Below are 24,090 nucleotides of genomic sequence, written 5' to 3'. Positions count from 1 at the left end.
TGATGACCTCGCGGAGATCCACCTCCCGCGGGCGACCGATCCGGCGGTCCGCCGGAAGTTTCGGGCGGATCACCTCCCATTCGAGGTCCGTGGTATCACTTGCGTAACGCAGGTGCGTACGGTCATATTTCGGGCGAGTGGTTTCAGTCCACATGATGTGCCTCCTCGTCTGTTTGCCACAACGAGGGCATCATAAAGGGCTGAAATCACTCAACGAGTTTCGGGCCAGCCTCTCAGGGTCAAAAACCACGGTTCCAGAGCAGCACGCCGGCGATCGTCCAGAGCACCAGGCCGATCACGAGGTCGATCGCCCGCCAGACCTTCGGCCGGGCCAATACCGGCGACAGCCAGGCCGCGCCGGCCCCGAGCGCGACGAACCACACCGCCGAGGCCAGGATCGCCCCGCCCGTGAAGACCGCCCGCTGGTCGCTCGGGAACTGACCGGCGACGCCGCCCAGCAGGACCACCGTATCCAGCCAGGCGTGCGGGTTGAGAATGGAAAAGCCCAGGGCCGCGGTCACGATCGCCCGGGTACTGACCGCGTCCGGCGCATCCGCCAGGTTCAGCCGCTGAGGCTTGAACGCGTTCTTCAGCGTGAGCGCGCCGTAGACGATCAGGAACGCCGCACCGCCGTAGACCGCGAGTTTGGTCAAAACCGGCGAACTCGCCACCAGGGTGCCCACGCCCGCGGCGCCCAGCGTGATCAGGGCGGAATCGCAGACCGTGCAGAGCGCGACGACCAGGGCGACGTGCTGCCGGCGCAGACCCTGGCGCAGGACGAACGCGTTCTGCGCGCCGATCGCGACGATCAGACCGAGACCAAGACCGAAGCCCTGCCACCCGGCCCCCAGGAGCGGGAGCAGGCCACTGTCGATGATATCCCCCAATGGCGCACTGTGCGTCGTCGGCCCGGTCGGCGAGCGCTGTGGATGCACGCGCGTCCGGCAGCCGCGCCCGGCTCGATGGCGCAGGTTCGATGGCGCAGGCTCGATGGCGCAGGCTTTACCAAACCGGCTGGCTACGCGCCAGAATTGCAGTCACGGTTGCGCGAAAAGTATGCGCCCCCAAGAGAGCCGGGTTAGGCGGCTTGCGCGGGCGCGCCCGGACCGTCCGCTTCCGCGGCGGCCTTCACGTCGGCGGCGACTTCCGGGCCCCAGTCCTTTTCCAGCGTTTCCTGCTTGTTTTGCAGTACCCGGATGCGCCGGGCCGTGCTGCGGGCGTGATGGGCGCGCAGCACCGGCGGCAGCACGGCGAACAGCAGCCAGCCGACCGCGGCCGCCCCGTAAGCGGCGAGCCAGGTGAGCGGATCCGAGAGCACCCATTGCGCCGCCGCGACGTCGTGCCCGGCGGTCCAGACCTGGATCACCCCCGGCAGGCTGCCCGCCAGGTTCAATAGGCAGACCGAGGTCGCGAGCGCGCGGCCCGGCTGCCGGTCGACCAGCCAGGCGGCCAAGGTCGGCATCATGAACACGACGAGCACCAGCGTCGTGGGCAGCAGCACGGCCCCGGCCGGCAGCAGCAGCACGACCATCGACAGCGTGCGCCACAGGCGCCGCCCACCCGGGTTGGCCGACCATTTCGGCGACGCCTGCCGGCGCGCGGCTTGCGAGCGGCTCATCGGGGGGCCTTCCTGCGGATCGTCCGGTCGGTCATCGCGGCCCCGCTCAGGTGACGTAGACGATCGTGGCAACCACCACGATCAGGCCCGCGGCGATCGCGGAGGCGGCCGTCGCAACCGACCGGGTGGCGCGCGCGATGCTGGCCGGGCTGGTCAGGCCGCCCTCCTCCAGCCACGCGATGTCGCGGGCGAGCTGGGCGTACTGCGCCTTGGCGTGCGCGAACGCCTGCTGGTCGCGCTGGCGCAAGTCGGAGCCGGCGGCGGCCGCCCGCAGCTCGGCGAGCGAGCCGGACTTGACCGCCCGCTCGATCCGCCGGTTTACCTTTTCCCGGACGTGCCGGTTGTGCAGCGACTCGGTCAGCGGCGCCAGCCGGCGCGCCATCCATTCGCACAGCGCCGGCAACTGCGTCGGGCCGTAGCGCCGCTGCAGGTCCGCCAGCAGGGTCACGGTCGCCTGCGCCCGGTTGGCCGGGTTGGGGTCGCCCAGCCCCTGGATCATCCGGTCCGGCGCGGGCTTCATGTTGGCGCCGCAGAAGGCGGCGATATGCCGGTCGATCGGGGCGCTGTCGGGCACGTCCTGCTCGGCCCGCCGCTCCAGCGCCGGCAGCAGATCCTCCATCTCCGAGACGTAGGAGCCCGCCAGCAGCGGCGACTGACACGGCCAGCCGCTGTTGTATTCATAGAGCACGCGCTCCATGCCGTAGCCCGGCTGGTCGCGCTCGATGTACCAGAGCATCCGCTCGAACTGCTGCAGCACCTGTGGATGGTCCGGGCGCTGCTGCGGCTGCGCCTCCAGCCAGCGCTGCGGCAGCTTGCTGCGCAGCACCTCAACGAACGCGGTGCGGCGGTCCCGGTCGTCGAAACCCAGTGCCAGCGCCTGCGGGATCGCATCGATCCGGGCGGCGAATTCGCGCAGGCGGATCGGCGCCGCCGGGTCGAGGGCGACGAGGGCACGGGCGAGCGCGCGGTCATCGCCCCCGTCGCCGGCCTGGGCGCTGGCGAGCGTGGCGGCGAGCTGCTTGCTCTGCTTCTCGTCCGCCAGGCTGCGCTCCGCCCAGCGCTCCAGCTCCCCGGAAGAGAGCACCCGCAGCGCGTCCTGCCAATTGGTGGCGAGCGCGTGCGACAGCGCCGGGGCGGTCCAGTAGTCGCGGCCCTGAAAGTTGAAGGCCCGGCGGGCCTTGGTTGGCAGGCTGGGTTGCTTGGGGCTCTGCCGCCGGCCGTTCAACCAGATTTCCAGCTGGTGCAGGCTCCAGCGCTCGTCGATCCGGTCGCACAGCAAGCCGCGCAGCGGCTCCATCAGGGTCAGCGACACGCGCGCCTGCCCCATGATCGCGGCGTAGCTGCCTTTGCTGATCTTCTGGGCCGCGATCGCCGCGGGGTCGCTGTTCTGGAACGGATCCTGGCCGCGCAGGATCAGCGCCATCAGCACGCCCAGGGCGTACAGGTCGTCCGACAGCGCGCCGGACCCGCGGCCGACGGCGAGCGCCTGGCCGGCGTCGATCGGCTCGTACACGGCCGGCTGGGTCATCCCGGCGGGCGCGCTGGCGCACTCGCCCAGCAGGCAGGCGCCGTTGCCGCCTTCGGCGAGGTAGAGGTTGCTGGCGCACACTGCCCGGTGGGTCAGGCCGCGGGCGTACAGCTCCCGGAAGGTCCGGAACAGCGGCCGCAGGATCCGCTCGATCAGCTGATCCTCGCGCAGCTGCGGCAGCTCGCCGCCAACCGGCGCGAGCACGGGATCGACCGGGCGGTCGTAGCAAATCGCGTAGCGCCGCTGTCCGCCCTCGCCCCAGGCGACCGGTCCCCAGTCGACCGGGATCATCAAGGGCACGCCGCGCAGCTTCGCCAGGCTGTGCAGCGCATCCAGGCGCGGCGGCACCTGCGGGTCGCAGACCAGCACGAACACCTGTTCGGTCGGCGTCCGGCTGTCGCTCGCGCCGTAGGCCAGCGCGGTCGGCCGGTCGAGGTGCGGCAGCCGGACCCCGGTGTCGATCGTGATGTACTTGCCGAGCGCGACGCCGCGCGCGCCAGGCTTGCCCGCCTGGGCGGTATCGGCCCGGGCCCTGTCGCCCGGGGCCTTGTCGCCTGGGGCCTTGTCGCCTGGCGCCTTGTCGCTTGAGGTCTTGTCGGCGGCCGGCTGCTCGCGCTTGCCGGCGTCACTTGCGGCGGGCGCACCGGTGCCGACGGCCGCCGCGCGGTCGTGGCCCTCGCCCGCCCTGTCCCTGGTCGCTGCCTCGCTCATCCGCCCGTCCGTGGTCCGGCCGCTGGCGCCCGGAACGCAAGCCGGGGCCGCGGTCAACGCGTTGCGCCGCGAGCATAGCAGCAGGGGAATAAAAATATCTCGTTAACGGCGGAAGTTCGCGCCTGGCGGGTGGTCGGCCGACGCCCGGCAGGCCCGGCGGGCACGCGCCTTACGGCTGCGTCCCGCCGATCCGGTAGGTGACCTCGTCGGCGCAGGAGCGCACCAGCGGCCCGAATTCCGCCAGCCGGTCGTCGGGCAGCCGGACCGCCGGGCCGGAGATCGAGATGCCGGCGACGATCTCCCGGAACTCGTTGAAGATCGGGGCGGCTAGGCAGCGCATGCCGAGCTGGCGCTCCTCGTCGTCGACCGCCCAGCCGCGTTCGCGGATCGCCGAGAGATCCGCGTTCAGCGCGTCCAGGTTGGTGATCGTGTTGGCGGTGAAGGCCGGCAGGCCGCGCTGCTGGACGATCGACGCCACGCGCTCGGCGCTCATCTCCGCCAGCAGCGCCTTGCCGATGCCCGAAGCGTGCATGTGGCCGCGCGTGCCCGGCGGGAAAAAGGCACGGATCGGCTGCTGCGTCTCCACCTGGGAGACGAACACCACGTCGCCGCTGTCGGGCACCCCCAGGTTGGCGGTCTCGCCCGTGTGTTCGACCATCCGGCGCATCATCTGACGGCCCGCGTCGATGTAGTTCGCGCGCAAGAGGTAGGTGCTGCCGATCCGGAACGCCTCGACCCCGATCGCCCAGGTCTGGTCGGTCTCGTCGAACTCGACCACGCCGTGCTGGCGCAGCGTCTCCAGCAGGCGGTGGGTGGTCGACGGCGCCAGTTCGGCGGTCACCGACAGGTCGGTCAGGGTCGCCCGACCGAACTGCGACAGGATCGCCAGCACCCGCATGCCCCGGTCGAGCGCCTGGACCGTCGTCGGCGGGGTCTCGCCGGCGCTGCTGCGCGGCCGCCCGCGCCCGCGGCGTTCGCCCTGCGCCATGTCGCCTCCTCTCGGTTGCCTCGGCCGGTCGCCGATCCGGCCAACCCGGCCTGCACCGACCGCCGTCGAATTTTCCGCGCCACGTTTTGCACCTGCGAATGAAAAAATGAATTATTCCTCCATGTCAGAACTCTAAGCATTTTTCAGTGCTGTTTGGAAAACTTTTCTAGAATAATTGCAAAAAAACTGGTGGCGCGCGTAGCATACCGACCTAGCGAACCTGGGGAGTTTGACGCACATGAGCCAACAAAATCCCGTCTTCATTCCCGGCCCGACGAATGTGCCCGACCGGCTGCGCCGGGTCATGGACATGCAGACCCTGGACCACCGCGCGCCGGATTTCGCCGACACCTTCCAGCCGGTGCTGGCTGGCGTGAAGCGCGTCCTCAAGGCCGACAGCGCCGAGGTCATGCTGTTTCCCGCGAGCGGCACCGGCGGCTGGGAAGCCGCGATCAGCAACACCCTGTCGCCCGGCGACAAGGTCCTGGTGGCGCGCTACGGCATGTTCTCCCATCGGTGGATCGACCTGTGCCAGCGCCACGGCCTGGACGTGCAGGTGATCGACGTCGAGTGGGGCGACGGCGCCCCGATCGAGCAGTACGCCGAGGCGCTCAAGGCCGACACGCGCCACGAGATCAAGGCCGTCCTGATCTGCCACAACGAGACCGCAACCGGCGTGGTCAGCGATATCGCCGGCCTGCGCAAGGCGCTGGACGACGCCGGCCACCCGGCCCTGCTGTTCGTCGACGGCGTCAGCTCGATCGCCTCGATGGACTTCCGGTTCGACGAGTGGGGCGTGGACGTTGCGATCGCCGGCTCGCAGAAGGGCTTCATGCTCTATACCGGCATGGCGATCCTGGCGGTCAGCCAGAAGGCGCTGAAGGCCGCGGAGACTGCCCGCCTGCCGCGGACCTTCCTGGACTTCGGCGACATGCTGACCGCCAACGCCAAGGGCAGTTTCCCCTATACCCCGCCGCAGCAACTGATCTTCGGCCTGGGCGAGAGCATCAAGATGCTCGAGGAAGAGGGCCTGGACAACGTGTTCGCCCGGCATCACCGGATCGCCGAGGGGGTGCGCCGGGCGGTCAAGGCCTGGGGCCTGCAGATCTGCGCCAAGCGGCCGGAGCTCTACTCCGACAGCGTGACCGCGATCCACGTGCCCGAGGGCTTCGACGCCACCGCGCTGATCAACCACGCCTACGGCGCCTACGGCGTTTCCTACGGCGTCGGCCTGGGCGAGGTCGCCGGCAAGGTGTTCCGGATCGGCCACCTGGGCAGCATGACCGACGTGATGGCGCTGACCGGCATCTCCACCATCGAAATGGCGATGCACGAGCTCGGCTACCCGATCCAGCTGGGCGCCGGCACGGCCGCCGCGCAGGCGTACTACAGCGAGACGCGCGGCGACGTCCGCGCGATGGCGGCCTAGCAGCCACGACCGCCCATACCATGACCGCCCGGACAAGGAGGGCGCACGCCATGACCGTGGACGCGAAGACCAAGACCGATCCGGGGGACGCCGGGCTCGACCTGCCGAGCTACGACGACGTCGCCCGGGCGCACGAGCGGATCCGGCCGTACATCCACGAAACACCGGTCCAGACCTCGACGACGATGAACCAGCTGACCGGCGCGGACCTGTTCTTCAAGTGCGAGAACTTCCAGAAGGCCGGCGCCTTCAAGGTGCGCGGCGCAACCAACGCCGTGTTCGGCCTGACGGATGCGCAGGCAAAGCTGGGGGTGGCCACCCACTCCTCCGGCAACCACGCGCTGTCGCTGTCCTACGCCGGCGGCCGGCGCGGCATCCCGGTGCACGTCGTGATGCCGCACTCCGCCCCGCAGGCGAAGAAGGATGCGGTGCGCGGCTACGGCGGTGAGATCACCGAGTGCGAGCCGTCCACCTCCTCCCGCGAGGCGGTGTTCGCCGGCGTGCAGGAGCGCACCGGCGCGGACTTCGTCCACCCGTACAACGATCCGCGGATCATCGCCGGCCAGGGCACCTGCGCCAAGGAGATGCTGAGCCAGATCGACGGGCTGGACGCGGTGATCGCCCCGATCGGCGGCGGCGGCATGGTCTCCGGCACCTGCCTGACGCTGTCCGAGCTCGCCCCGCACATCGAGATCTACGCGGCCGAGCCGGAGGCGGCGGACGACGCCTACCGCTCGTTCAAGTCCGGCACGCTGATCCAGGACGACGCGCCGCAGACGATCGCGGACGGCCTGAAGGTGCCGATGAAGGAGTACACTTGGCACTTCGTGCGCACCTACGTCACCGACATCCTGACCGCGAGCGAGCAGGAGATTGTCGATGCGATGCGGCTCACCTGGCAGCGCATGAAGCTGGTCATGGAGCCGAGCTGCGCGGTGCCGCTCGCCACCATCCTGAAGCACAAGGACGTCTTCGCCGGCAAGCGCGTGGGCGTCATCGTCACCGGCGGCAACGTCGACCTCGACAAGCTGCCGTGGATGAGCACCTGAGCCGTTCGACCTCGAAGGGAGGGTAACGCCATGAACATGCAGACCAACCTGAGCCAGCTCGAGGTCGGCTACGACGTCCCCGCGGCGATCGGCATGCCGGAATCCGAAATCCAGACCCCCTGCCTGGTGGTCGATCTGGACGCCTTCGAGCGCAACGTGGCGAAGATGCAGAAGTACGCCGACGACATGGGCGTGCGGCTGCGCGTCCACGGCAAGATGCACAAGTGCGCCGACGCCGCCCTGTATCAGATCGAGCAGGGCGCGGTCGGCGTCTGCTGCCAGAAGGTGTCGGAGGCCGAGAGCTTCGCGCGCAACGGCGTCAAGGACGTGCTGGTCTCCAACCAGGTCACCGATCCCAAGAAGATCGACCGGCTGGCCCAGCTGCCCAAGCTCGCGCGCACGATCGTCTGCGTCGACGACCTGGACAACGTCACCGACCTGTCCGAGGCCGCGCAGCGCCACGGGGCCGAGCTCGAGGTGCTGGTCGAGATCGACTGCGGGGCCGGGCGCTGCGGCGTCGCGCACGGGCAGCCGGTGCTGGACCTCGCCCAGGCGATCGAGCGGGCGCCCGGCCTCAAGTTCGCCGGCCTGCAGGCCTACCAGGGCGCGGCCCAGCACGTGCACGACTTCAACGAGCGCAAGCAGAAGATCGAGGCGGCGATCGATCAGGTCCGCGAGACCGTCGACCTGCTCAAGCACAACGGCCTGGATTGCGACATCGTCGGCGGTGGGGGCACCGGCTCCTACTACTTCGAGGGCAATTCCGGCGTCTACAACGAGCTGCAGTGCGGCTCCTACGCCTTCATGGACGCCGACTACCAGCGCGTCCTCGACGAGCACGGCAACCACATCAGCGAGTTCGAGAACGCGCTGTTCATCTTCTCCACGGTGATGAGCCACGCCAAGGCGGAGAAGGCGATCTGTGACGCCGGCCTGAAGGCGCAGTCGGTCGACAGCGGCCTGCCCTATGTGTTCGGGCGCGACGATGTCGAGTACATCAAGTGCTCCGACGAGCACGGCGTGATCTCGGACCCGCAGGGCCATCTCAAGATCAACGACAAGGTCAAGCTGGTCCCCGGCCACATCGACCCGACCTGCAACGTCCACGACTGGTACGTCGGTGTGCGCAACGGCAAGGTCGAACAGATCTGGCCGATCACCGCCCGCGGCAAGGCGTACTAAGCGGGCCCGCCGTCGAAAAGCTGAAGCGACCCTCGCGGAGAGGCCCTCCCTTCCGCTCTCTCGAGAGCAGAGGGCAGGTGAAGCGGAGGGTCCCTCTGCCTTGAGGGGAGAGGATAGGTGAGGGTGAAACGCCTCGGATAATGCCGGGGAGTCCCACCCTCGCCCTCTCACGGCCCTTCGGCCCGCGGGCCCCTCCCGCTCCCCCCGAGGGAGAGGGGTTTGCGTGTGAGCCGCCTGCCCCAGCCGAACCAACGACCCAACAAGTCAGGACGACAGGAATGACCGACAACCAAGTCGTGGTGGTCCCCGAGGACCTGTGCCAGGAGCTGGTCTCGCGCACCGACGCGTTCGCGGCGGTGGAGCAGGTGTTCGCCGCGATGGGCCGCGGCGACGCGCGCAACTTCCCGGTGGTGCGCGAGGCGATCGGCCACGCGGAAGCGCTGTTCGGCTTCAAGTCGGGCTTCGACAAGGCCGGCATGGCGCTCGGCCTCAAGGCCGGCGGGTTCTGGCCCGGCAACGCCGATCGGGGGCTGACCAACCACCAGTCGACCGTGTTCCTGTTCGATCCCGACACCGGCCGCCTGAAGGCCCTGGTCGCCGGCAACTACCTGACGGCGGTCCGCACCGCGGCTGCCTCGTCGGTGTCGATCCGCCACCTCGCCCGGGACGACGCCAAGGTGCTGGGCATGGTCGGCGCCGGTCACCAGGCGCAGTTCCAGCTGCGCGCGGCCGTCGAGCAGCGCAGCTTCGAGAAGGTCGTCGCCTGGAACCCGCATCCGGACATGCTGCCCAAGCTGGAAGCGGTCGCAACCGAGCTCGGCCTGCCGTTCGAGGCGGTGTCGCAGCAGGAACTGGGGGCCCAGGCGGACGTGATCATCACCATCACCAGCGCCTTCGAGCCTTTGTTGATGCTGGACTGGATCAAGCCCGGCACGCACATCGCCTGCATGGGCACCGACACCAAGGGCAAGCAGGAGGTCGACCCCGAGTTGGTCGCCGGCGCGCGGGTGTTCACCGACGAGGTCGCGCAGTCGGTCCAGCTGGGCGAAACGCAGCACGCGGTCGCCCAGGGCCTGCTCGACGAGGGCGCGATCAGCCCGATCGGCAAGGTCATCAACGGCGACCATCCAGGCCGGCAGGGCGACGACGAGATCACCCTGTTCGACGGCACCGGCGTCGGCCTGCAGGATCTCGCGGTCGCCGCCACCGCCGCCGCGCTCGCCGCCAAACAGGGCAGGGCTCAGACGGTGTCGCTGTAATCTCCGCGTCGCGACCGAGGGCCGGGTGTAGGTGGCACGCTGCCTCTCCTTTTTTGGCAAGCGTATTGCGCAACTCGCCAAGCGCCCGTGTAGCGTCCTTCGACACGGACACCTTCGGGGTCCTGCTCAGGATGAATGTGTAGGGTTTTCAACGAGATAAATACCACTTCCTGCTGAGTAGCTGGCCGCTTGGCCAGCGTGTCGAAGCACGCCGCACGGCTGTTCATGCCCGGATGCAGAAGTCTCTCCGCTCGTACAGAGACCGGCCAGTTGCGGCCCTCTACCCGCATCCCCCGCTCCCCGGCTCCCGTCAATCGGCCACGCTCCCCGGCGGCACGCTTTGCAAGCCGGGCGGGCAGCGGGCAGACTTTCGGTAGCTGAAGCAGCACGAACCGGGGAGTGCCGCGGATGAGCCAGACCGTTCCCTCCTTCACCATGGGCATGGAGGAGGAATACCTGCTGGTCGAGCGGCAGAGCCGCGACCTGGTCACCGAAGTGCCGGACGAGCTGATGGCGGAGTGCGAGCGCCGGCTGAAGGGGCGGGTCAGCCCGGAATTCCTGCGCTGCCAGATCGAGGTCGGCACCGGGGTCAACGACACGCTGCACGGCTGTCGCGACGAGCTGCGCGAACTGCGCCGGACGGTGGCGGAGGTGGTCAGCGACTACGGCCTGTCGCCGGTCGCCGCCTCGACCCACCCGTTCGCCGCCTGGACCAGCCAGAAGCACACCGACAAGGAACGCTACAACGTCCTCGCCCGCGACATGCAGGCGGTCGCGCGGCGGATGATCATCTGCGCCATGCACGTCCACGTCGGGATCGACGACGACGAGCTGCGCATGGACCTGATGGGCCAGGCCGCCTACTTCCTGCCGCACCTGTTGGCGCTGTCGACCTCCTCGCCGTTCTGGCGCGGCGAGAACACCGGGCTCAAGTCCTACCGCCTGGCGGTGTTCGACGAGCTGCCGCGCACCGGCCTGCCGGAAATGTTCGACAGCTGGGCGGAGTATCAACGCCATCTGGACATCATGGTGAAGGCGGGGCTGATCGAGGACGCCAGCAAGATCTGGTGGGACGTCCGCCCGTCGGCACGCTTTCCCACGCTGGAGCTGCGGATTCCCGACGTCACCCCCCGCCTGGACGACGGCATCTGCATCGCCGCGATCTTCGTCTGCGTCTTGCGCATGCTCTACCGCCTCAAGCGCAACAACCAGCGCTGGCGGCGCTATTCCAACATGCTGGTGCGCGAGAACCGCTGGCGCGCGCAGCGCTACGGCTTCGACGAGGGGCTGGTCGACTTCGGCCGCGGCGAGCTGCTGCCCTACAGCGAGCTGCTGGAGGAGCTGATCGACCTGATCCGCCCGGAGGCGGAGGAGATGGGCGTGCTGGCCGAGGTGACCCACGCCCGCGAGATCGTCCGCCGCGGCACCAGCGCGCACCGCCAGCTGCAGGTCTACAGCGAGGCGCTCGCCGAAGGGGCGGACAGGCACGCCGCCCTGCAGCAGGTGGTCGACATGCTGGCCGGCGAAACTCTCGTCGGGGTTTAGGGCGGGCCGCGGCCGCTCGGCATGTTCAGCTTCAGGCCGTTCCGCGCCGGCGCTTTACCGCACGCCGGTGACGGGTCATATCTCCCGACAGTCCGTCACTTCCGGGGAGGTTCGAGACCATGGACGAGAAGACCCGCACCGAGATCGAGGCCCAGGTGTTCCGCGACCTGGTCGAGCACCTGCGCACGCGCACCGACGTGCAGAACATCGACCTGATGAACCTGGCCGGTTTCTGCCGCAACTGCCTGTCCAAATGGTACCGCGCCGCGGCCGAGCAGCAGGGCATCGAGCTCAGCTACGACGACGCCCGCGAGATCGTCTACGGCATGCCCTACGAGGAGTGGAAGGCGGCCTACCAGACCGAGGCGAGCGACCCGCAGAACCAGAAATTCCAGGAGAGCCACTAGCTCGGGCGCCCGATTTGTCCTCTCTCCTCACCCACCTACCCCCTCTCCTCCACTGGGAGGAGAGGGCTGGGGAGAGGAGGTCGCCGCAGGCATAGACCCGTGGCCCCTCCTCCCCCAACCCCTCCTCACAGTGGAGGAGGGGAATCAACTGAGCACCCCCGCCGCCACATCACACTCTCCCCCGTGAACCGGACCCCGCCATGGCCGACTACCGCGCCCCGCTCGCCGATCTCGACTTCGCGCTTCGCACCTCAGGCGGCCTCGACGGGCTGCACGCCCTGCCCGCCTTTGCCGAGGTCGATGCCGACCTGGTCGATCAGATCGTCGAGGAGGCGGGGCGCATGGCCGCGGAGGTCTGGGCGCCGCTGAACCGTCGCGCCGACCAGGAGGGCGTGCATCTGAAAAACGGCGTCGTGCGCACGGCCGAAGGCTTCAAGGACGCCTACCGCGCCTACGTCGACAGCGGCTTCAACACACTGCCGTTCGAGGCGCAGTGGGGCGGCCAGGGATTGCCCTGGACGCTCGCGCTGGCGCTGATGGAAGTCTGGCACAGCGCCAACACATCGCTCGCGCTCAACCCGCTGCTCACGATCGGCTCGGTCGAGCTGCTGCAGGCCCACGGCACGGCCAAACAGCAGGCGACCTATCTGCCCAAGCTGATCTCCGGCGCGTGGACCGGCACGATGAACCTGTCGGAGCCGCAGGCCGGCAGCGACCTGGGCCAGATCGCCTGCAAGGCCGAGCGCGCGCACGACGGCAGCTACCGGATCACCGGTCAGAAAATCTACATCACCTGGGGCGAGCACGACCTGACCGAAAACATCGTGCACATGGTGCTGGCCCGCCTGCCGGACGCGCCCGCGGGCACCAAGGGGCTGTCGCTGTTCGTGGTGCCCAAGTTCCTGCCCGACGCCGACGGCAACCCGGGCCAGCGCAACGACCTGCGCTGCACCGGCGTCGAGCACAAGATGGGCATCCACGCCTGCCCGACCTGCACCATGAGCTACGGCGACGACGGCGGCGCCACCGGCTGGCTGGTCGGCGAGGAGAACGGCGGGCTGAGCGCAATGTTCACGATGATGAACAACGCCCGTCTCGCCGTCGGCATCCAGGGCATCGGCTTGGCCGAGCGGGCGTACCAGGACGCCCGCGCCTACGCCTTCGAGCGCACGCAGTCGCGCGACATTCACGGCGGACGCCAGTCCGTGCCGATCGTCCGCCACCCCAATATCCGCCGCAAGCTCCTGACCATGCGCGCGCTGACCGAGGGCAGCCGCGCGCTTGCGCTCTACGCCGGCAACGCGCTCGACCGGGCCAAGCAGGCGGACGACGCGGACACCCGCAGCCGCCTGCAGACCCGGGTCGACATCCTGGTGCCGGTGGTCAAGGCCTGGTGCACCGACCGCGGGGTCGAGGTCACCTCGACGGCCGTGCAGGTCCTGGGCGGCATGGGCTTCATCGAGGAAGGCGGCGTCGCCCAGCACTACCGCGACGCCCGGATCGCCCCGATCTACGAGGGGACCAACGGCATCCAGGCGCTCGACCTGATGGGCCGCAAGGTGCTGCGCGACCAGGGCAACGGCATGCAGGCCCTGCTGGCCGACCTGCGCGCGGACCTGGGCGGCCTGGACCGCAGCGACGACGCCGACCTGACCGCGATCCGCCGGTCGGTCGCGCGCGGCCTGGACCAGTTGGAAGCCGCGACCGCGACCCTGATCTCGCTGTCGCAGGACGACATCGCGAAGTCCGCGGCCGTGGCCGACCCGTTCCTGGAGCTGACCGGCACGGTGGTCGCCGGCGCGCTGCTTGCCCAGCAGGCTGGCGTCGCCGCGCAGCAGATGGCGGCAGCCGACGGGCCGTCGGAGCAATACCGGGCGAAGCTCGCGGTCGCCCGCTTCTACGCCGACAACCTGCTGCCCCGCGCCGACGCGGCCGCCGCCCAGGTGCGCCAGGGCGCCGCCAGCACGCTCGCCCTCGACGAACGGCTGCTGTAGGAGCGGCTCGACACAGCCGCTTTGCCAGCCGGCGCCCGCCCGGCTATAACCCGCGCCCGCGACACCCCGGCGAGGAGCGACATGACGAGCGGGCATCATCTGCATCTGGACGTGCCGGAAACCGCGCTGCCCACGTTCGAGGCCGCGCTGCAGGGGTTTGGCGCGGCGATCGTCACCGGCGAGACCGACGGCGCCGGCAATGTGCCGGTCGACGTCTACCTGGGCGCGCAGCCCGATCCGGACGATCTCGACACCCGCCTGGCGACCGCCGCGATGGCCGCGGGCGTGCCCAAGCCCGCGGTCGAGAGCCAGCCGCTCCCCGACGTCGACTGGGTGCAGCAGGCCTACGAGGGGCTGCCGCCGATCCATGCCGGGCGGTTCTGGGTCTACGGCGAACACGACAAGCACAGGCCGCGCCCGGCCGGGTCGATCGGCTTCCACATCGAGGCGAACCAGGCCTTCGGCACGGGCCGGCACGAGACCACGCTGGGCTGCCTGTTGGAAATCCAGCGGCTGGCCAACACCGGCTTCGGGGTCCGGCGCGCGCTCGACATGGGGGCGGGCAGCGGCCTGCTCGCCTTCGCCGTCGCCCGGCTGTGGCGCCGGCCGGTGATCGCCGCCGACAACGATCCCAATTCGGTACGGATCTGTAGCGCGAACGCGCGGATCAACGGCGTTGCCCCCTGGGTGACCAGCTTGGCGAGCGACGGCTACAAGGACCGGCGGGTCCAGACCGGCGCGCCGTACGACCTGGTGTGCGCGAACATCCTGGCGGAGCCGCTAACCCGGATGGCGGCGGACCTGGACGCCGTGCTGGCGCCCGGCGGGGTGGCGATCCTGTCCGGCCTGCTGAACCACCAGGCACGCAAGGTGCTGCTGCGCCACCGCGCGCAGGGCCTGATCCTGCTGCGCCGCCGGCGGATCGGGGGGTGGACCACGCTGGTGATGCGCAAGCCCGCCACCCGCGCGATCAGCCCGCAGCGCGGCAGCGCCGGGCTGACGCGCCCCTGACGGCGCTTACCCGAATACAGAACCGCCCGCCAAGCGCCGGCGGGCGGTTACAGCTGTGGATGCAGAGCGATCGGGCGGGTCCTGTCTCCCCCAATTGGGAGCAGACGGGACCCGATACGTCTTGCACCCCAGATGACGGGGCGCAGGGCGTTACGCCGCCTTGCGCCGGGTCTGCCCGTCGGTGTTGGCGGGCGTCTCGGTGCGCTCCGGCGCGGCCGGGCGGGCGCGGCCGTGGGCCGGCGCCAGGTCGGCGGGACGCTGCGTCGCGCCGGACTCGGGGTTGCGGTCGGCCTGCGCATCGGTGCGCTCCGACCCCTGCCCGGCGAACAGGCGGTCGACCGCGCCCGCGATATCGTGCGGATCGATGCCGATGTCCGCCAGGGCGCGGTCGTCGAGCTGGCTCAGCTCGGCGACGGTGCGCCGGCGGGCGCGCAGGGTGACCAGGGCGCGCCAGCTGCCCCGGGCGGCGCGGGCGATCAGGCGGGCCAGCGCGGCAACGGTCTTTTGGGTGGTGCGGGCGATCGCGTCGGCTTGCATCTGCCGGGCAAGCAGGTAGACGTCGGCGGTATCCGGCCGGCGCTCCTGGGACCGCTGCCCGGCCCGCGCACCCGACAGCTCTGTCGGATCGATCATGCGGGTCATCGGTTGGGACCTCCTTTTAAGGTCGAGGTTTGCGGTCAGGTTGCGTGGTTCACGAACCGGGCTCCGGTCCGCCGTTACGTGGGCCGAAGTCCGCGGACGACCGGCTCGAAAGCTGTCGCAAACCAGCTTTTCGCCGTCGTCGCTAAGTAAGACATAGGCCTATTCCCGCACCGGCTATAACGGAGATTCCGCACCGCAGCATTGCCAGTCGTGCATAGCTCAAGTCATTGGTTTACAAGGAGTTAAAGGCACATTGCAGAGCTGTGACGGGGCGCATGACTCGCCGTCTGCAGGGCTCGGACGCCCCCTTGCGGCGCGGCCGGCTCTTGCATCTCGGCGTCGGCGTGTGGTCGGGAATCACGCCGAACTACGAGCGCGGTCGATTCGACCTGGATCGATTCCGCGCTATCGTCGCCGGAGATACCGTGAAGCACCGTCGGCACAGGGGACCCGCCACCATGTCCGAAAGCGCGCAGAGCGCGGCCACCGCGTCCGACATGCCGGACCTGTCGGGTCTTGCCGAGGCGCTGCGCGCGGCGGGCGTCGGGATCGACCCGGACGCCCTGGACCGGCTGGTGGCCGGCGTCGCCGCCTCGCCGGTCGCCGACCAGCCCGCGGCCTGGATCGGACTGCTGGGCCGCGGCCTGGACGCGGACTTGCAGGCGTGGGTCGCCCGCGCGGTGCGCGCCAAATCGGCCGACGGCGGGCTTTCGGCCGGCCGCGCGGCGACGGCGAGCCGGCTCGCCGAGGTTCGGGCGGAGCTGGACCGGCGCGGGCTGGACGGCTTCGTCGTGCCCCGGGCCGACGCGCACCAGCTGGAAGCGCCGCCGCCGCACGCCCAGCGCCTGACCTGGCTGACCGGCTTCACCGGCTCGGCCGGCGTGGCCGTCGTGTTGCGGGACCATGCAGCGATCTTCGTCGACGGGCGCTATACCCTCCAGGTGGAAAGCGAGGTCGACACCGCGGCGTTCGAACCGCGGCACCTGTCCGACGCGCCGCCCAGCGACTTCATCGCCGAGCGGCTGGCCGGCGGCACGCTGGGCTACGATCCCTGGCTGCACAGCACAGATGGCGTGAACCGCCTGCACGACGCGGTCGAACGCGCCGGCGGCCAGTTGCGGCCGGTCGACGGCAACCCGCTGGACGCGGTCTGGCCGGACCAGCCGCCGCTGCCCCTGACCCCGGCCAGCCTGCACGATCTGGCCTACGCCGGAGAGCCTGCGGCGGAGAAGCGCGCGCGGGTGGCGCGGACCCTGACGGACGCCGGCCAGACGGCGGCGGTGCTGAGCCTGCCGGATTCGATCTGCTGGCTGCTCAACGTGCGCGGGCGCGATGTGCTGCATACCCCGCTGGTGCTGTCGTTCGCCGTGCTGCACGCGGACGGCCGGGCCGACTGGTACGTCGACCCGCGCAAGGTCCCCTCGGAGGTCTGCGACGGCCTGGACGATGCCGTACGACTGCGCGCGCCGGAACTGTTCCCGCCGGCGCTCGACGCGCTGGCTCAAGGCGGCCGGCCGGTGCGGGTCGACGCCGCCACCGCGCCGGCGGCGATCGCCCAGCGGATCGAGGCCGCCGGCGGCAAGCTCGCGCGCGAGAGCGACCCCTGCCAGCTGCCCAAGGCGCGCAAGAACGCGACCGAGCTTCAGGGCACGCGCGCCGCCCATGTGCGCGACGGCGCGGCGGTCACGCGCTTCCTATGCTGGCTGCAGACCCGCGCCGGAGAGCGCGCCGAGCGCCGCGAACCGATCACCGAGATCGAGGCCGCGGAGGCGCTGGCGGCGTTCCGTCGGGCCGATCCGCTGTTCCGCGACCACGCCTTCGACACCATCTCGGGTGCCGGCGCGCACGGCGCGATCGTGCACTACCGGGTGGACGCGGAAAGCAACCGCGACCTGCAGCCGGGCGAGCTGTACCTGGTGGACTCGGGCGCGCAGTACCTCGACGGGACGACCGACCTCACCCGCACCCTGCCGGTCGGCACGCCGACGCCCGAGCAGCGGACCCGCTATACCCTGGTGCTGAAGGGCCACATCGCGCTCTCGCTCGCCCGCTTTCCGGACGGCACGACCGGCAGCCAGATCGACGCGCTGGCCCGGCGGCCGCTGTGGTCGGCGGGGCTCGATTACGACCACGGCACGGGCCACGGCGTGGGCAGCTATCTGGGCGTGCACGAGGGGCCGCAGCGGATCTCCAAGCGTCCCAGCACGGTGGCGCTGGAGCCCGGCATGATCTGCTCGAACGAGCCCGGCTACTATAAGACCGGCGCCTACGGCATCCGGATCGAGAACCTGGTGGCGGTGACGTCGCTCGAGGGCGGCGGGCCGGACAGCCGGGCGATGCTCGGCCTCGAGACGCTGACGCTGGCGCCCTACTGCCGCGCGCTGATCGACACCGAGGTCCTGACGCCGGAAGAAGTCGCCTGGATCGACAGCTACCACAGCCGGGTGCGCGACACCCTGACCCCGCACCTGGACGCCGACACCGCCCGCTGGCTCGCCGGCGAAACCGCGCCGCTCGGCCGGTGAGAGACGGAGAGCAGGTTGCCCGCGGCGTCGATACCCGTGGCCGCGCCTCCTCCAATTTGAAGAGGGGGCGCCGGTTTGGCGGCGCACCGGCCGATACGGCCGCCATCGCCGGCTCACAGGCAGTAGGTGTAGTCGATCCCGGTGTTCTTGTCGGTGAGGTCGATGTTGCGGCCGGTGACTTCGCCGGAGAAGGCGTGGCCGCTCGCCTCGTCGGCGCCGTCGAAGGCATCGCCCGCGAGGTTGAGCGAGACCGGCTTGCCGTCGGCCGTCCGCAGGTTGGGCAGCCGGCCGGCCAGCGTGATCCCGGCGGTCTCGTCGGTCACGTCGACGTCGTTGCCGACGATCGTGCCGGACACCGGAAACCGGCTGCCGACTTCGAAGTCGAACACGCCCTCGGCCTGATGGCCCTCCACGGCCACCCCGGCCACGAACGCGATCAGGCGGCGCAGGGGATCGTCCATGGGTGGGTGTCCTTTTCGATGGCTGGATAGGCCGGATCAACGGCCATCTCGGCGGGTCCCTCCCCTCGAGGAGACTCTTGCACGCGGGCATCAGCATCCGTGTGGGGTGCTTCGACACGCCAGCCCTTCGACAAGCTCCGGACTGGCACCTCAGCATGATGAAGATATATGTAAGCGTGTGACAAACCTCCAACTTCATCCTGATTAGGACGCCGAGGGCGTCCGTGTCGAAGGACCTCACACGGGGGTCAGGCGAGGTGTGTGAAAGCCGCCCCCGCGCGCGGAGAGGGGATTGGCTCACGCCTCCGCTTCGGCCGTCTCCCGGGTCGTTTCACCGTCGTCGTCGATCGGGGTGACCTTGAGGGAGGTCACCTGGTTGCGCTGGCGGCCCAGGATTTCGAAGCGGAAGCCGTGGAACACGAAGACCTGGCCGATCTCGGGGATGCGGCGGGCCTCGTGCAGGACCAGGCCGGCGATCGTGGAGGCCTCCTCGTCGGGCAGCCGCCACTCGAATTGCCGGTTGAGGTCGCGGATCGTCACCGTGCCCTCGACGATCACCGCCCCGTCCTTGAGCTGGCGCACGCCCTCGATTTCGACATCGTGCTCGTCGGCGATGTCGCCGACGATCTCCTCCAGGATGTCCTCCAGGGTGACGATGCCCAGCACCTCGCCGTATTCGTCGACCACGATGGCGAAGTGCTCGTGGCGCTGGCGGAACGACTGCAGCTGGCTCAACAGATCGGTCGCGTCGGGGATGAACCAGGGCGTGTTGGCGACGTCGGCGACGTCGATCTTGTGTTCCTGGCCGATCATCTCCTTGGCGGCCCGGAACAGTTCCTTGGCGTGGATCACGCCGACGATGTTGTCGGGCGTGCCGCGCCACATCGGCACCCGGGTATAGGGACTGGACAGCACCTCGGTGATCAATTCGTCGATCGGCAGTTCGGCGTTGACGGTCACGACGTTCTTGCGGTGGGTCATGATCTCGCCGACCTCGACGTCGCCCAGGTCCAGGATCGAGCGCAGCATCTGCCGCTCCTGCCGGACCTCCTCGCTGCCGCCGGAGTGCAGGTCGATCGCCCCGCGCAGCTCCTCCTCGCTTTGCTCCGAGCCGATCGGCGAGCCGATGTCGACGCCGAAGATCTTCAGCGTGCCGCGGACGACCAGGAAGATGGCGTGGTTGACCGGGCCGAACACGATCACGAAGACGCGCAGGATCGGGCCGACGAAGACGGCCATCCGGTCGGCGTGGTGAATCGCATAGGTCTTCGGCAGCACCTCCGAGAAGATCAGGACCATCAGGGTCATCACCACCGTCGCGGCGAACACGCCGTTCTCGCCCAACAGCGTGATCGCGACCGACGTGGCGATCGCGGAGGCGGCGATGTTGACCAGGTTGTTGCCCAGCAGGATCGCGCCGATCAGGCGCTCCTTGCGCTGCCACATCTGGTTGACGATGGTCGCGGCGCGCGAGCCCTGCTGCTCGAGCGCGTGCATGCGCGCCCGGCTGGCCCCGGTCATCGCAGTCTCCGAGCCGGAGAAGAAGCCCGAGCACACCAGCAGGCCCAGGATCGCCAGGATCGAGAGGAGCGTCTCGGTGGTCATTACGTGTCCTGAAAGACGGGAAGAACGGAGCGGCCGGGCGGACCGGCGACGCCCGACGGAGGCTGCGGCAGGGTCACGCGGCGAGCGCCTGGGTCAACAGCGCCTCGACCGCCGCCGGCGGGACCTCCGGATCGAGGAACGCGCCGCCCAGGCCCTTCATCAGGACGAAGGTCACCCGGCCGTCCTGAACCTTCTTGTCCCGGCTCATGTGGTCGAGCAGCCGGCCGACGTCCCAGCCGCGCCCGGGCAGGTGGTCCAGGCCGGTCGGCAGGCCGACCGCGGCGACGTGATTGCGCACCCGCACCGCCTCGGCGCCGTCCATGTAGCCCAGCTCGGCCGACAGGTCGGCGGCCAGGCACAGGCCGATCGCCACCGCCTCACCGTGCAGCAGCTGGCCTTCGTAGCCGCACTCCGCCTCCAGCGCGTGGGCGAAGGTGTGGCCCAGGTTGAGCAGCGCCCGGGCGCCCGATTGCTCGGTCTCGTCGCGGGCCACGATGTCGGCCTTGGCCGCGCAGGCGGTCAGCACTGCCGTGCGCCGGGGCGCGGCGACGCCGTCCAGCACGTCCGCACCGTTCGCCTCCAGCCAGTGGAAGAACTCCGCCCGGTCGATCAGCCCGTATTTGACAACCTCGGCGTAGCCCGCGCGCAGCTCGCGCTTGGGCAGCGTGTCCAGCACGCCGGTATCGGCCAGCACTAGGCGCGGCTGGTGAAACGCGCCCACCAGGTTCTTGCCGTGCGGGGAATTGATCCCGGTCTTGCCCCCGACCGAGCTGTCGACCTGGGCGAGCAGCGTGGTCGGCACCTGGACGTAGTCGACCCCGCGCAGCACCGTCGCCGCGGCGAAGCCGGCGAGGTCGCCGATCACCCCGCCGCCCAGTGCGACGATCGCGTCGCGCCGCTCGATCCGGTGTTCCAGCAGGGAATCGACCAGCCGCTGGAACTGGTCCCAGCTCTTGGTCTTCTCGCCGGCCGGGAGGACGAACGCCTGATAGGCGATGCCGGCATCGTCCAGCGCGCGCTCCAGCGTCGCGAGATGCAACTCGGCGACCGTGCGGTCGGTGATCACGAACACCCGCTTGCGCCGCAGCGCCGGCGCCATCAGCGCCCCGGCGCGCGCCAGCACGCCCGAGCCAACGTGGATGTCGTAGCCGCGCGCACCCAGGTCGACGCGCAGGCGTTCGACCCCCGACGGGGCGTCGCCGGCCGACTGGCCGGCCGCCGTCGCCCCACACGCCGCTGCCCCGGGCCCGGTCGCCCCGGACCCTGGGCCTCCGGCCCTTGGCCCGCCGGGCCCGGTCTGGTCTCCCGTCTCGTCGCTCAACGTCCGGTGTCCTCGCTCGGCGGGCGGATGCAGCCGTCGTTCTCCAGCGGCTCCGGCGGTCCCACATGGTTGCGGGCGACGTGGTCGGCGACCGACGCCTCGACTTTCTGCACGGTGGTCTCCGGCGGCCCGTCGACGCTGTCCACGGTGACGTCCGCCTCGGCGTAGACGGGATCGCGCTTGGCCATCAGCTCGCGCAGCACCGCGCGCGGATCGCCCTGCTCCAGCAGCGGCCGGGTGCTGCGCTTGGCCGTGCGCCGGACCAGCAGGTCCAGATCGGCGCGCAGCCAGACCGAGATCGCGCGCGCCTTGATCAGCGCCCGGGTCTGGTCGTTCATGAACGCCCCGCCGCCGGTCGCCAGCACGTGCGGGCGGCAGCGCAGCAGGCGCGCGATCACCCGGCGCTCGCAATCCCGGAACGACGCCTCGCCGTAGCTTTCGAAGATCTCGGGGATGGTCATGCCGGCCGCGCGCTCGACCTCTTGGTCGGCGTCGGAGAACGGCACGTCAAGCCGGACGGCCAACCGCCGGCCGATGCAACTCTTCCCCGCCCCCATCAGGCCGACCAGCACGATCGTCCGTGGAAACGCGGGTCCTCGAGCGGTGGGCGAGACTGCGGCGGTCTCCACGGCGCCGGCCTGGCTTGGATCGCGCGCGCTCACGCCTGCCTCCCGGCCAACCCGCACCCGGCCAAACCGCGCCCGGCCATCCCGCGCCTGGCCAGACAGCCACCTGCCCGACTCCGGGCAGCCAGCAGCGGCATCGCCCGCCCCGCGCCGGCGCGGGAGGAGAGGGGGGCGCGGGCGGCGCGTTGCACCACCCCGAATGCCCAGATAGACTGCCGCAAATTCGCCATAGTGCGAACATATCACGAGGTTGCCGGGCAAGGGCAAGCGCGTGCCGCGACCCAAAAGGTCTCGGCCGCAGCGGTTTCGACCGGCCGTTCGCAACCGCCCCAACCCGATTGCTCGTCGAACCGCCTATCCGAAGATGCCTTTCAGACCACCGAAGTCAGTGCGTGATAAATGGGCCGCTTGAGTTTCTTCCTTGTCGTCATCGTTCTGGGCGCCATCGTCGCCGGCGGCATCTTCCTTACGACCTGGGAAATCCCTGCGCCGACGCAGACGGTGGAAAAGGTCATCCCGAATGACCGCTTCGCGGAGTAACCGCGCGGCGATCGCTGCCGGCCTGGCCGCCGTTTGTCTGCTGATCGGCGGTCCCGCCGGATGGACGCCCGTCCAAGCCCAGACCCCCTCCGAAGCCGAAAGCGGCCGGTCCAGTCCGGTTGGGGAGCCGCTGCGCCTGGGCCCGCCCGACCCGGACGGCTCAGCCGACGGCACGCCCGACGACGGCCAGCCCCCGGGGCCTGCCTCGGGCGCGGACTCCGGCGGCGCGCCGCGAGCGGACGCCGCAGACACTTCAGACGCCGCAGACGGCATCGAGGTCGACCAACTCGGCGAGATGAGCCTGGAGACGCTGGGCGTGCTCGACGCCGATAGCGGCGCGCTGGGCGCGGACATGTGGGCCGGGACGCCGCGCCGACGGGTGGAAGCCTTGCTGCCGCGCCTGCCGGGCGAGCTGAACGCGCCGGTGCTGCGCGACCTCGCACGGCGGCTGCTGCTGTCGCCCGCGGTCGCCCCCGAACGCCAGCACGCCGAAGGCGGCAGCCAAGATTTGCTGGCGCTGCGGGTCGACCGGCTGGCGGCGATCGGCGCGACCGACGGCCTATTGCGCCTGATCGACGCCCTGCCGCGCAGCACCAGCAGCCCCGGCGTGCTGCGCCACCGGGTGCAGGCCCTGCTGCTGCGCCACGAGCAGGCCGCCGCCTGCAAGGCCGTGCGCGCGGCGGTGCGCGAAACCGACAGCGCGTTCTGGCAGCGGGCCCTGGCGCTTTGCCAGTTCTCCGACGGCGCGGTCGCGCAGGCCGACCTGACCGTCCGCCTGCTGCGCGAGCAGGCCGACGCCGACCACGCCGGATTCCTGGCGCTGTACGACGCGGCGACCAGCGGTCAAGAGCGCCTGCCCGACAGCCTGCCGAAGTCTCTCGGGCCGCTGCATCTCGGCCTGATCATGGCGGGCGACCTGCCGCTGCCGGAAAACCGCCTGGATCAGCTTTCCGCGGGCGCGCTGGCGGCGGTCGCGACCGCCGACACGGGCCCGCTGCCGGTACGCACGCGGGCGGCCGAACGCGCAGCTGCGCTGGATGCCCTGCCGGTGGCCCTACTGGGCGAACTGTACGGCGCCTTTACTTTCGCCAATGACGACTTGATCAACGCCGCCATCCAGACCGCCGAGCGGGCGCGTAACAAGCTCCCCCCGGTCCGCCGGCGGGCGCTGCTGTATCAGGCGCTCGGGCAGGAACCCGCCGCGGCGGTGCGCGCGGAGCTGCTCAGCCAGCTGCTGAGCGACCGCAGGCCGGGCGCTTTCATCGCGACTTCCCGGCTGCTCGCGGACGAGCTGGCGGCGCTGAAGGCGCAGCCCGACTTCGCCTGGTTCGCCGCGACCGCCGGGCGCGCGCTGTATGCCGCCGGCCGGCCCAACGCCGCCGGGCGCTGGCTGCGCATGGCGCAGCAGGAAGCGATCATCAATCCCAAGGCGGCCGCCGCGGTTACCGCACTGTGGCCCTACGCCATGCTGGCCGGGGCGGAGGAAGTGCCGGCGAACGGCGGTCTGGCCGCCTGGCGCCGGGCGCAGGACGACACCGCGCAGATCCAGGCGGCCGGGCGGGAGAGCCTGCTGCGCGCGCTGCTGGGCGCGCTCGGCCGCGCACCGGAGCGCAGTTGGGTGGAAATCGCCCTGGACACGCCCGCCGCCC

The 24,090-nt window shown here is 70.4% G+C and carries 20 protein-coding genes and 1 pseudogene; 11 read left to right on the top strand and 10 right to left on the bottom strand.

Going from position 1 to position 24,090, the window contains the following annotated elements; all coding sequences use genetic code 11:
• From CKO28_RS28520 to bhcR, 5 genes and pseudogenes are all read right to left on the bottom strand, one after another.
• Window positions 1-154: pseudogene (locus CKO28_RS28520) on the bottom strand (IS5/IS1182 family transposase); the annotation flags it as partial.
• An 85-nt stretch (window positions 155-239) separates the two neighbouring features.
• A complete protein-coding gene (locus CKO28_RS18055; RefSeq protein WP_242480638.1) occupies window positions 240-887 on the bottom strand; it encodes a LysE/ArgO family amino acid transporter in 648 nt (215 codons plus the stop codon).
• Window positions 888-1,078: 191 nt separating this feature from the next.
• Complete coding sequence (locus tag CKO28_RS18050; protein ID WP_200342205.1) at window positions 1,079-1,618, bottom strand: hypothetical protein; 540 nt, start codon at window positions 1,616-1,618, stop codon at window positions 1,079-1,081.
• A gap of 46 nt (window positions 1,619-1,664) precedes the next feature.
• Window positions 1,665-3,857, bottom strand: a complete 2,193-nt coding sequence (locus CKO28_RS18045) for a hypothetical protein (protein WP_200342204.1) — start codon at window positions 3,855-3,857, stop codon at window positions 1,665-1,667.
• A 169-nt stretch (window positions 3,858-4,026) separates the two neighbouring features.
• Window positions 4,027-4,845, bottom strand: a complete 819-nt coding sequence (bhcR, locus tag CKO28_RS18040; RefSeq protein WP_200342203.1) for an HTH-type transcriptional regulator BhcR — start codon at window positions 4,843-4,845, stop codon at window positions 4,027-4,029.
• Between the two features lie 238 nt (window positions 4,846-5,083).
• Here bhcR and bhcA point away from each other — a divergent pair, with 238 nt between their 5' ends.
• From bhcA to CKO28_RS18000, 8 genes are all read left to right on the top strand, one after another.
• A complete protein-coding gene (bhcA, locus tag CKO28_RS18035; RefSeq protein ID WP_200342202.1) occupies window positions 5,084-6,274 on the top strand; it encodes an L-aspartate--glyoxylate aminotransferase BhcA in 1,191 nt (396 codons plus the stop codon).
• Window positions 6,275-6,324: 50 nt separating this feature from the next.
• Window positions 6,325-7,323 (top strand): beta-hydroxyaspartate dehydratase BhcB, encoded by a 999-nt coding sequence (bhcB, locus tag CKO28_RS18030; protein ID WP_200342201.1) that lies wholly within the window; start codon window positions 6,325-6,327, stop codon window positions 7,321-7,323.
• Window positions 7,324-7,353: 30 nt separating this feature from the next.
• The gene (gene bhcC / locus CKO28_RS18025; protein WP_242480637.1) at window positions 7,354-8,505 is read left to right on the top strand and encodes a 3-hydroxy-D-aspartate aldolase BhcC; all 1,152 of its coding nucleotides are present in this window, start codon (window positions 7,354-7,356) and stop codon (window positions 8,503-8,505) included.
• A gap of 278 nt (window positions 8,506-8,783) precedes the next feature.
• Window positions 8,784-9,764: an iminosuccinate reductase BhcD gene (gene bhcD / locus CKO28_RS18020; RefSeq protein ID WP_200342200.1), complete on the top strand. Its 981-nt coding sequence runs from the start codon at window positions 8,784-8,786 to the stop codon at window positions 9,762-9,764.
• A gap of 408 nt (window positions 9,765-10,172) precedes the next feature.
• The gene (locus CKO28_RS18015; protein WP_200342199.1) at window positions 10,173-11,309 is read left to right on the top strand and encodes a carboxylate-amine ligase; all 1,137 of its coding nucleotides are present in this window, start codon (window positions 10,173-10,175) and stop codon (window positions 11,307-11,309) included.
• Between the two features lie 119 nt (window positions 11,310-11,428).
• The gene (locus CKO28_RS18010; RefSeq protein ID WP_200342198.1) at window positions 11,429-11,716 is read left to right on the top strand and encodes a DUF1244 domain-containing protein; all 288 of its coding nucleotides are present in this window, start codon (window positions 11,429-11,431) and stop codon (window positions 11,714-11,716) included.
• Between the two features lie 200 nt (window positions 11,717-11,916).
• Window positions 11,917-13,710 carry an acyl-CoA dehydrogenase gene (locus CKO28_RS18005; RefSeq protein ID WP_200342197.1) on the top strand — a complete coding sequence of 598 codons (1,794 nt, stop codon included), beginning with the start codon at window positions 11,917-11,919 and terminating at the stop codon, window positions 13,708-13,710.
• An 81-nt stretch (window positions 13,711-13,791) separates the two neighbouring features.
• Window positions 13,792-14,721, top strand: coding sequence for a 50S ribosomal protein L11 methyltransferase (locus CKO28_RS18000; protein ID WP_200342196.1), 930 nt, complete (start codon window positions 13,792-13,794; stop codon window positions 14,719-14,721).
• A gap of 150 nt (window positions 14,722-14,871) precedes the next feature.
• On the opposite strand, the gene CKO28_RS17995 is transcribed toward CKO28_RS18000, so the two are convergent.
• Window positions 14,872-15,363 (bottom strand): DUF1127 domain-containing protein, encoded by a 492-nt coding sequence (locus CKO28_RS17995; protein ID WP_200342195.1) that lies wholly within the window; start codon window positions 15,361-15,363, stop codon window positions 14,872-14,874.
• A gap of 458 nt (window positions 15,364-15,821) precedes the next feature.
• Between CKO28_RS17995 and CKO28_RS17990 the strand changes: the two genes are divergently transcribed.
• Window positions 15,822-17,888, top strand: coding sequence for an aminopeptidase P family protein (locus CKO28_RS17990; RefSeq protein ID WP_242480636.1), 2,067 nt, complete (start codon window positions 15,822-15,824; stop codon window positions 17,886-17,888).
• Between the two features lie 113 nt (window positions 17,889-18,001).
• On the opposite strand, the gene CKO28_RS17985 is transcribed toward CKO28_RS17990, so the two are convergent.
• The 4 genes from CKO28_RS17985 to CKO28_RS17970 all read right to left on the bottom strand — a co-directional run bounded on the left by CKO28_RS17985 (window position 18,002) and on the right by CKO28_RS17970 (window position 21,832).
• Window positions 18,002-18,349: a hypothetical protein gene (locus tag CKO28_RS17985; protein ID WP_200342194.1), complete on the bottom strand. Its 348-nt coding sequence runs from the start codon at window positions 18,347-18,349 to the stop codon at window positions 18,002-18,004.
• Between the two features lie 297 nt (window positions 18,350-18,646).
• Entirely contained in the window at window positions 18,647-19,954 is a 1,308-nt protein-coding gene (locus tag CKO28_RS17980) for an HlyC/CorC family transporter (protein ID WP_200342193.1), read from the bottom strand.
• A gap of 73 nt (window positions 19,955-20,027) precedes the next feature.
• The gene (aroB, locus tag CKO28_RS17975; protein ID WP_200342207.1) at window positions 20,028-21,128 is read right to left on the bottom strand and encodes a 3-dehydroquinate synthase; all 1,101 of its coding nucleotides are present in this window, start codon (window positions 21,126-21,128) and stop codon (window positions 20,028-20,030) included.
• Window positions 21,129-21,271: 143 nt separating this feature from the next.
• Window positions 21,272-21,832 (bottom strand): shikimate kinase, encoded by a 561-nt coding sequence (locus CKO28_RS17970; protein ID WP_200342206.1) that lies wholly within the window; start codon window positions 21,830-21,832, stop codon window positions 21,272-21,274.
• Between the two features lie 477 nt (window positions 21,833-22,309).
• Here CKO28_RS17970 and CKO28_RS28910 point away from each other — a divergent pair, with 477 nt between their 5' ends.
• Entirely contained in the window at window positions 22,310-22,441 is a 132-nt protein-coding gene (locus CKO28_RS28910) for a hypothetical protein (RefSeq protein ID WP_274611002.1), read from the top strand.
• Window positions 22,422-24,090: RAD23 family protein (locus CKO28_RS17965; RefSeq protein WP_200342192.1), on the top strand; the 1,669-nt coding region annotated here is incomplete at its 3' end. The genes CKO28_RS28910 and CKO28_RS17965, both read left to right, overlap by 20 nt.

Origin of the sequence: Rhodovibrio sodomensis (assembly GCF_016583645.1) — a bacterium.
Taxonomy (GTDB): domain Bacteria; phylum Pseudomonadota; class Alphaproteobacteria; order Kiloniellales; family Rhodovibrionaceae; genus Rhodovibrio; species Rhodovibrio sodomensis.
The sequence above is the reverse complement of the archived record's forward strand: the minus strand, read 5'-3'. Positions and strand labels throughout refer to the sequence as shown.

Excerpts from the sequence above, each read along its gene's own strand:
- CKO28_RS18050 (WP_200342205.1), bottom strand. The coding sequence starts at position 1,618 with ATGAGCCGCTCGCAAGCCGCGCGCCGGCAGGCGTCGCCGAAATGGTCG.
- CKO28_RS18045 (WP_200342204.1), bottom strand. The coding sequence starts at position 3,857 with ATGAGCGAGGCAGCGACCAGGGACAGGGCGGGCGAGGGCCACGACCGC.
- bhcR (WP_200342203.1), bottom strand. The coding sequence starts at position 4,845 with ATGGCGCAGGGCGAACGCCGCGGGCGCGGGCGGCCGCGCAGCAGCGCC.
- bhcA (WP_200342202.1), top strand. The coding sequence starts at position 5,084 with ATGAGCCAACAAAATCCCGTCTTCATTCCCGGCCCGACGAATGTGCCC.
- bhcB (WP_200342201.1), top strand. The coding sequence starts at position 6,325 with ATGACCGTGGACGCGAAGACCAAGACCGATCCGGGGGACGCCGGGCTC.
- bhcC (WP_242480637.1), top strand. The coding sequence starts at position 7,354 with ATGAACATGCAGACCAACCTGAGCCAGCTCGAGGTCGGCTACGACGTC.
- bhcD (WP_200342200.1), top strand. The coding sequence starts at position 8,784 with ATGACCGACAACCAAGTCGTGGTGGTCCCCGAGGACCTGTGCCAGGAG.
- CKO28_RS18015 (WP_200342199.1), top strand. The coding sequence starts at position 10,173 with ATGAGCCAGACCGTTCCCTCCTTCACCATGGGCATGGAGGAGGAATAC.
- CKO28_RS18010 (WP_200342198.1), top strand. The coding sequence starts at position 11,429 with ATGGACGAGAAGACCCGCACCGAGATCGAGGCCCAGGTGTTCCGCGAC.
- CKO28_RS18005 (WP_200342197.1), top strand. The coding sequence starts at position 11,917 with ATGGCCGACTACCGCGCCCCGCTCGCCGATCTCGACTTCGCGCTTCGC.
- CKO28_RS18000 (WP_200342196.1), top strand. The coding sequence starts at position 13,792 with ATGACGAGCGGGCATCATCTGCATCTGGACGTGCCGGAAACCGCGCTG.
- CKO28_RS17995 (WP_200342195.1), bottom strand. The coding sequence starts at position 15,363 with ATGACCCGCATGATCGATCCGACAGAGCTGTCGGGTGCGCGGGCCGGG.
- CKO28_RS17990 (WP_242480636.1), top strand. The coding sequence starts at position 15,822 with ATGTCCGAAAGCGCGCAGAGCGCGGCCACCGCGTCCGACATGCCGGAC.
- CKO28_RS17985 (WP_200342194.1), bottom strand. The coding sequence starts at position 18,349 with ATGGACGATCCCCTGCGCCGCCTGATCGCGTTCGTGGCCGGGGTGGCC.
- CKO28_RS17980 (WP_200342193.1), bottom strand. The coding sequence starts at position 19,954 with ATGACCACCGAGACGCTCCTCTCGATCCTGGCGATCCTGGGCCTGCTG.
- CKO28_RS17970 (WP_200342206.1), bottom strand. The coding sequence starts at position 21,832 with ATGGGGGCGGGGAAGAGTTGCATCGGCCGGCGGTTGGCCGTCCGGCTT.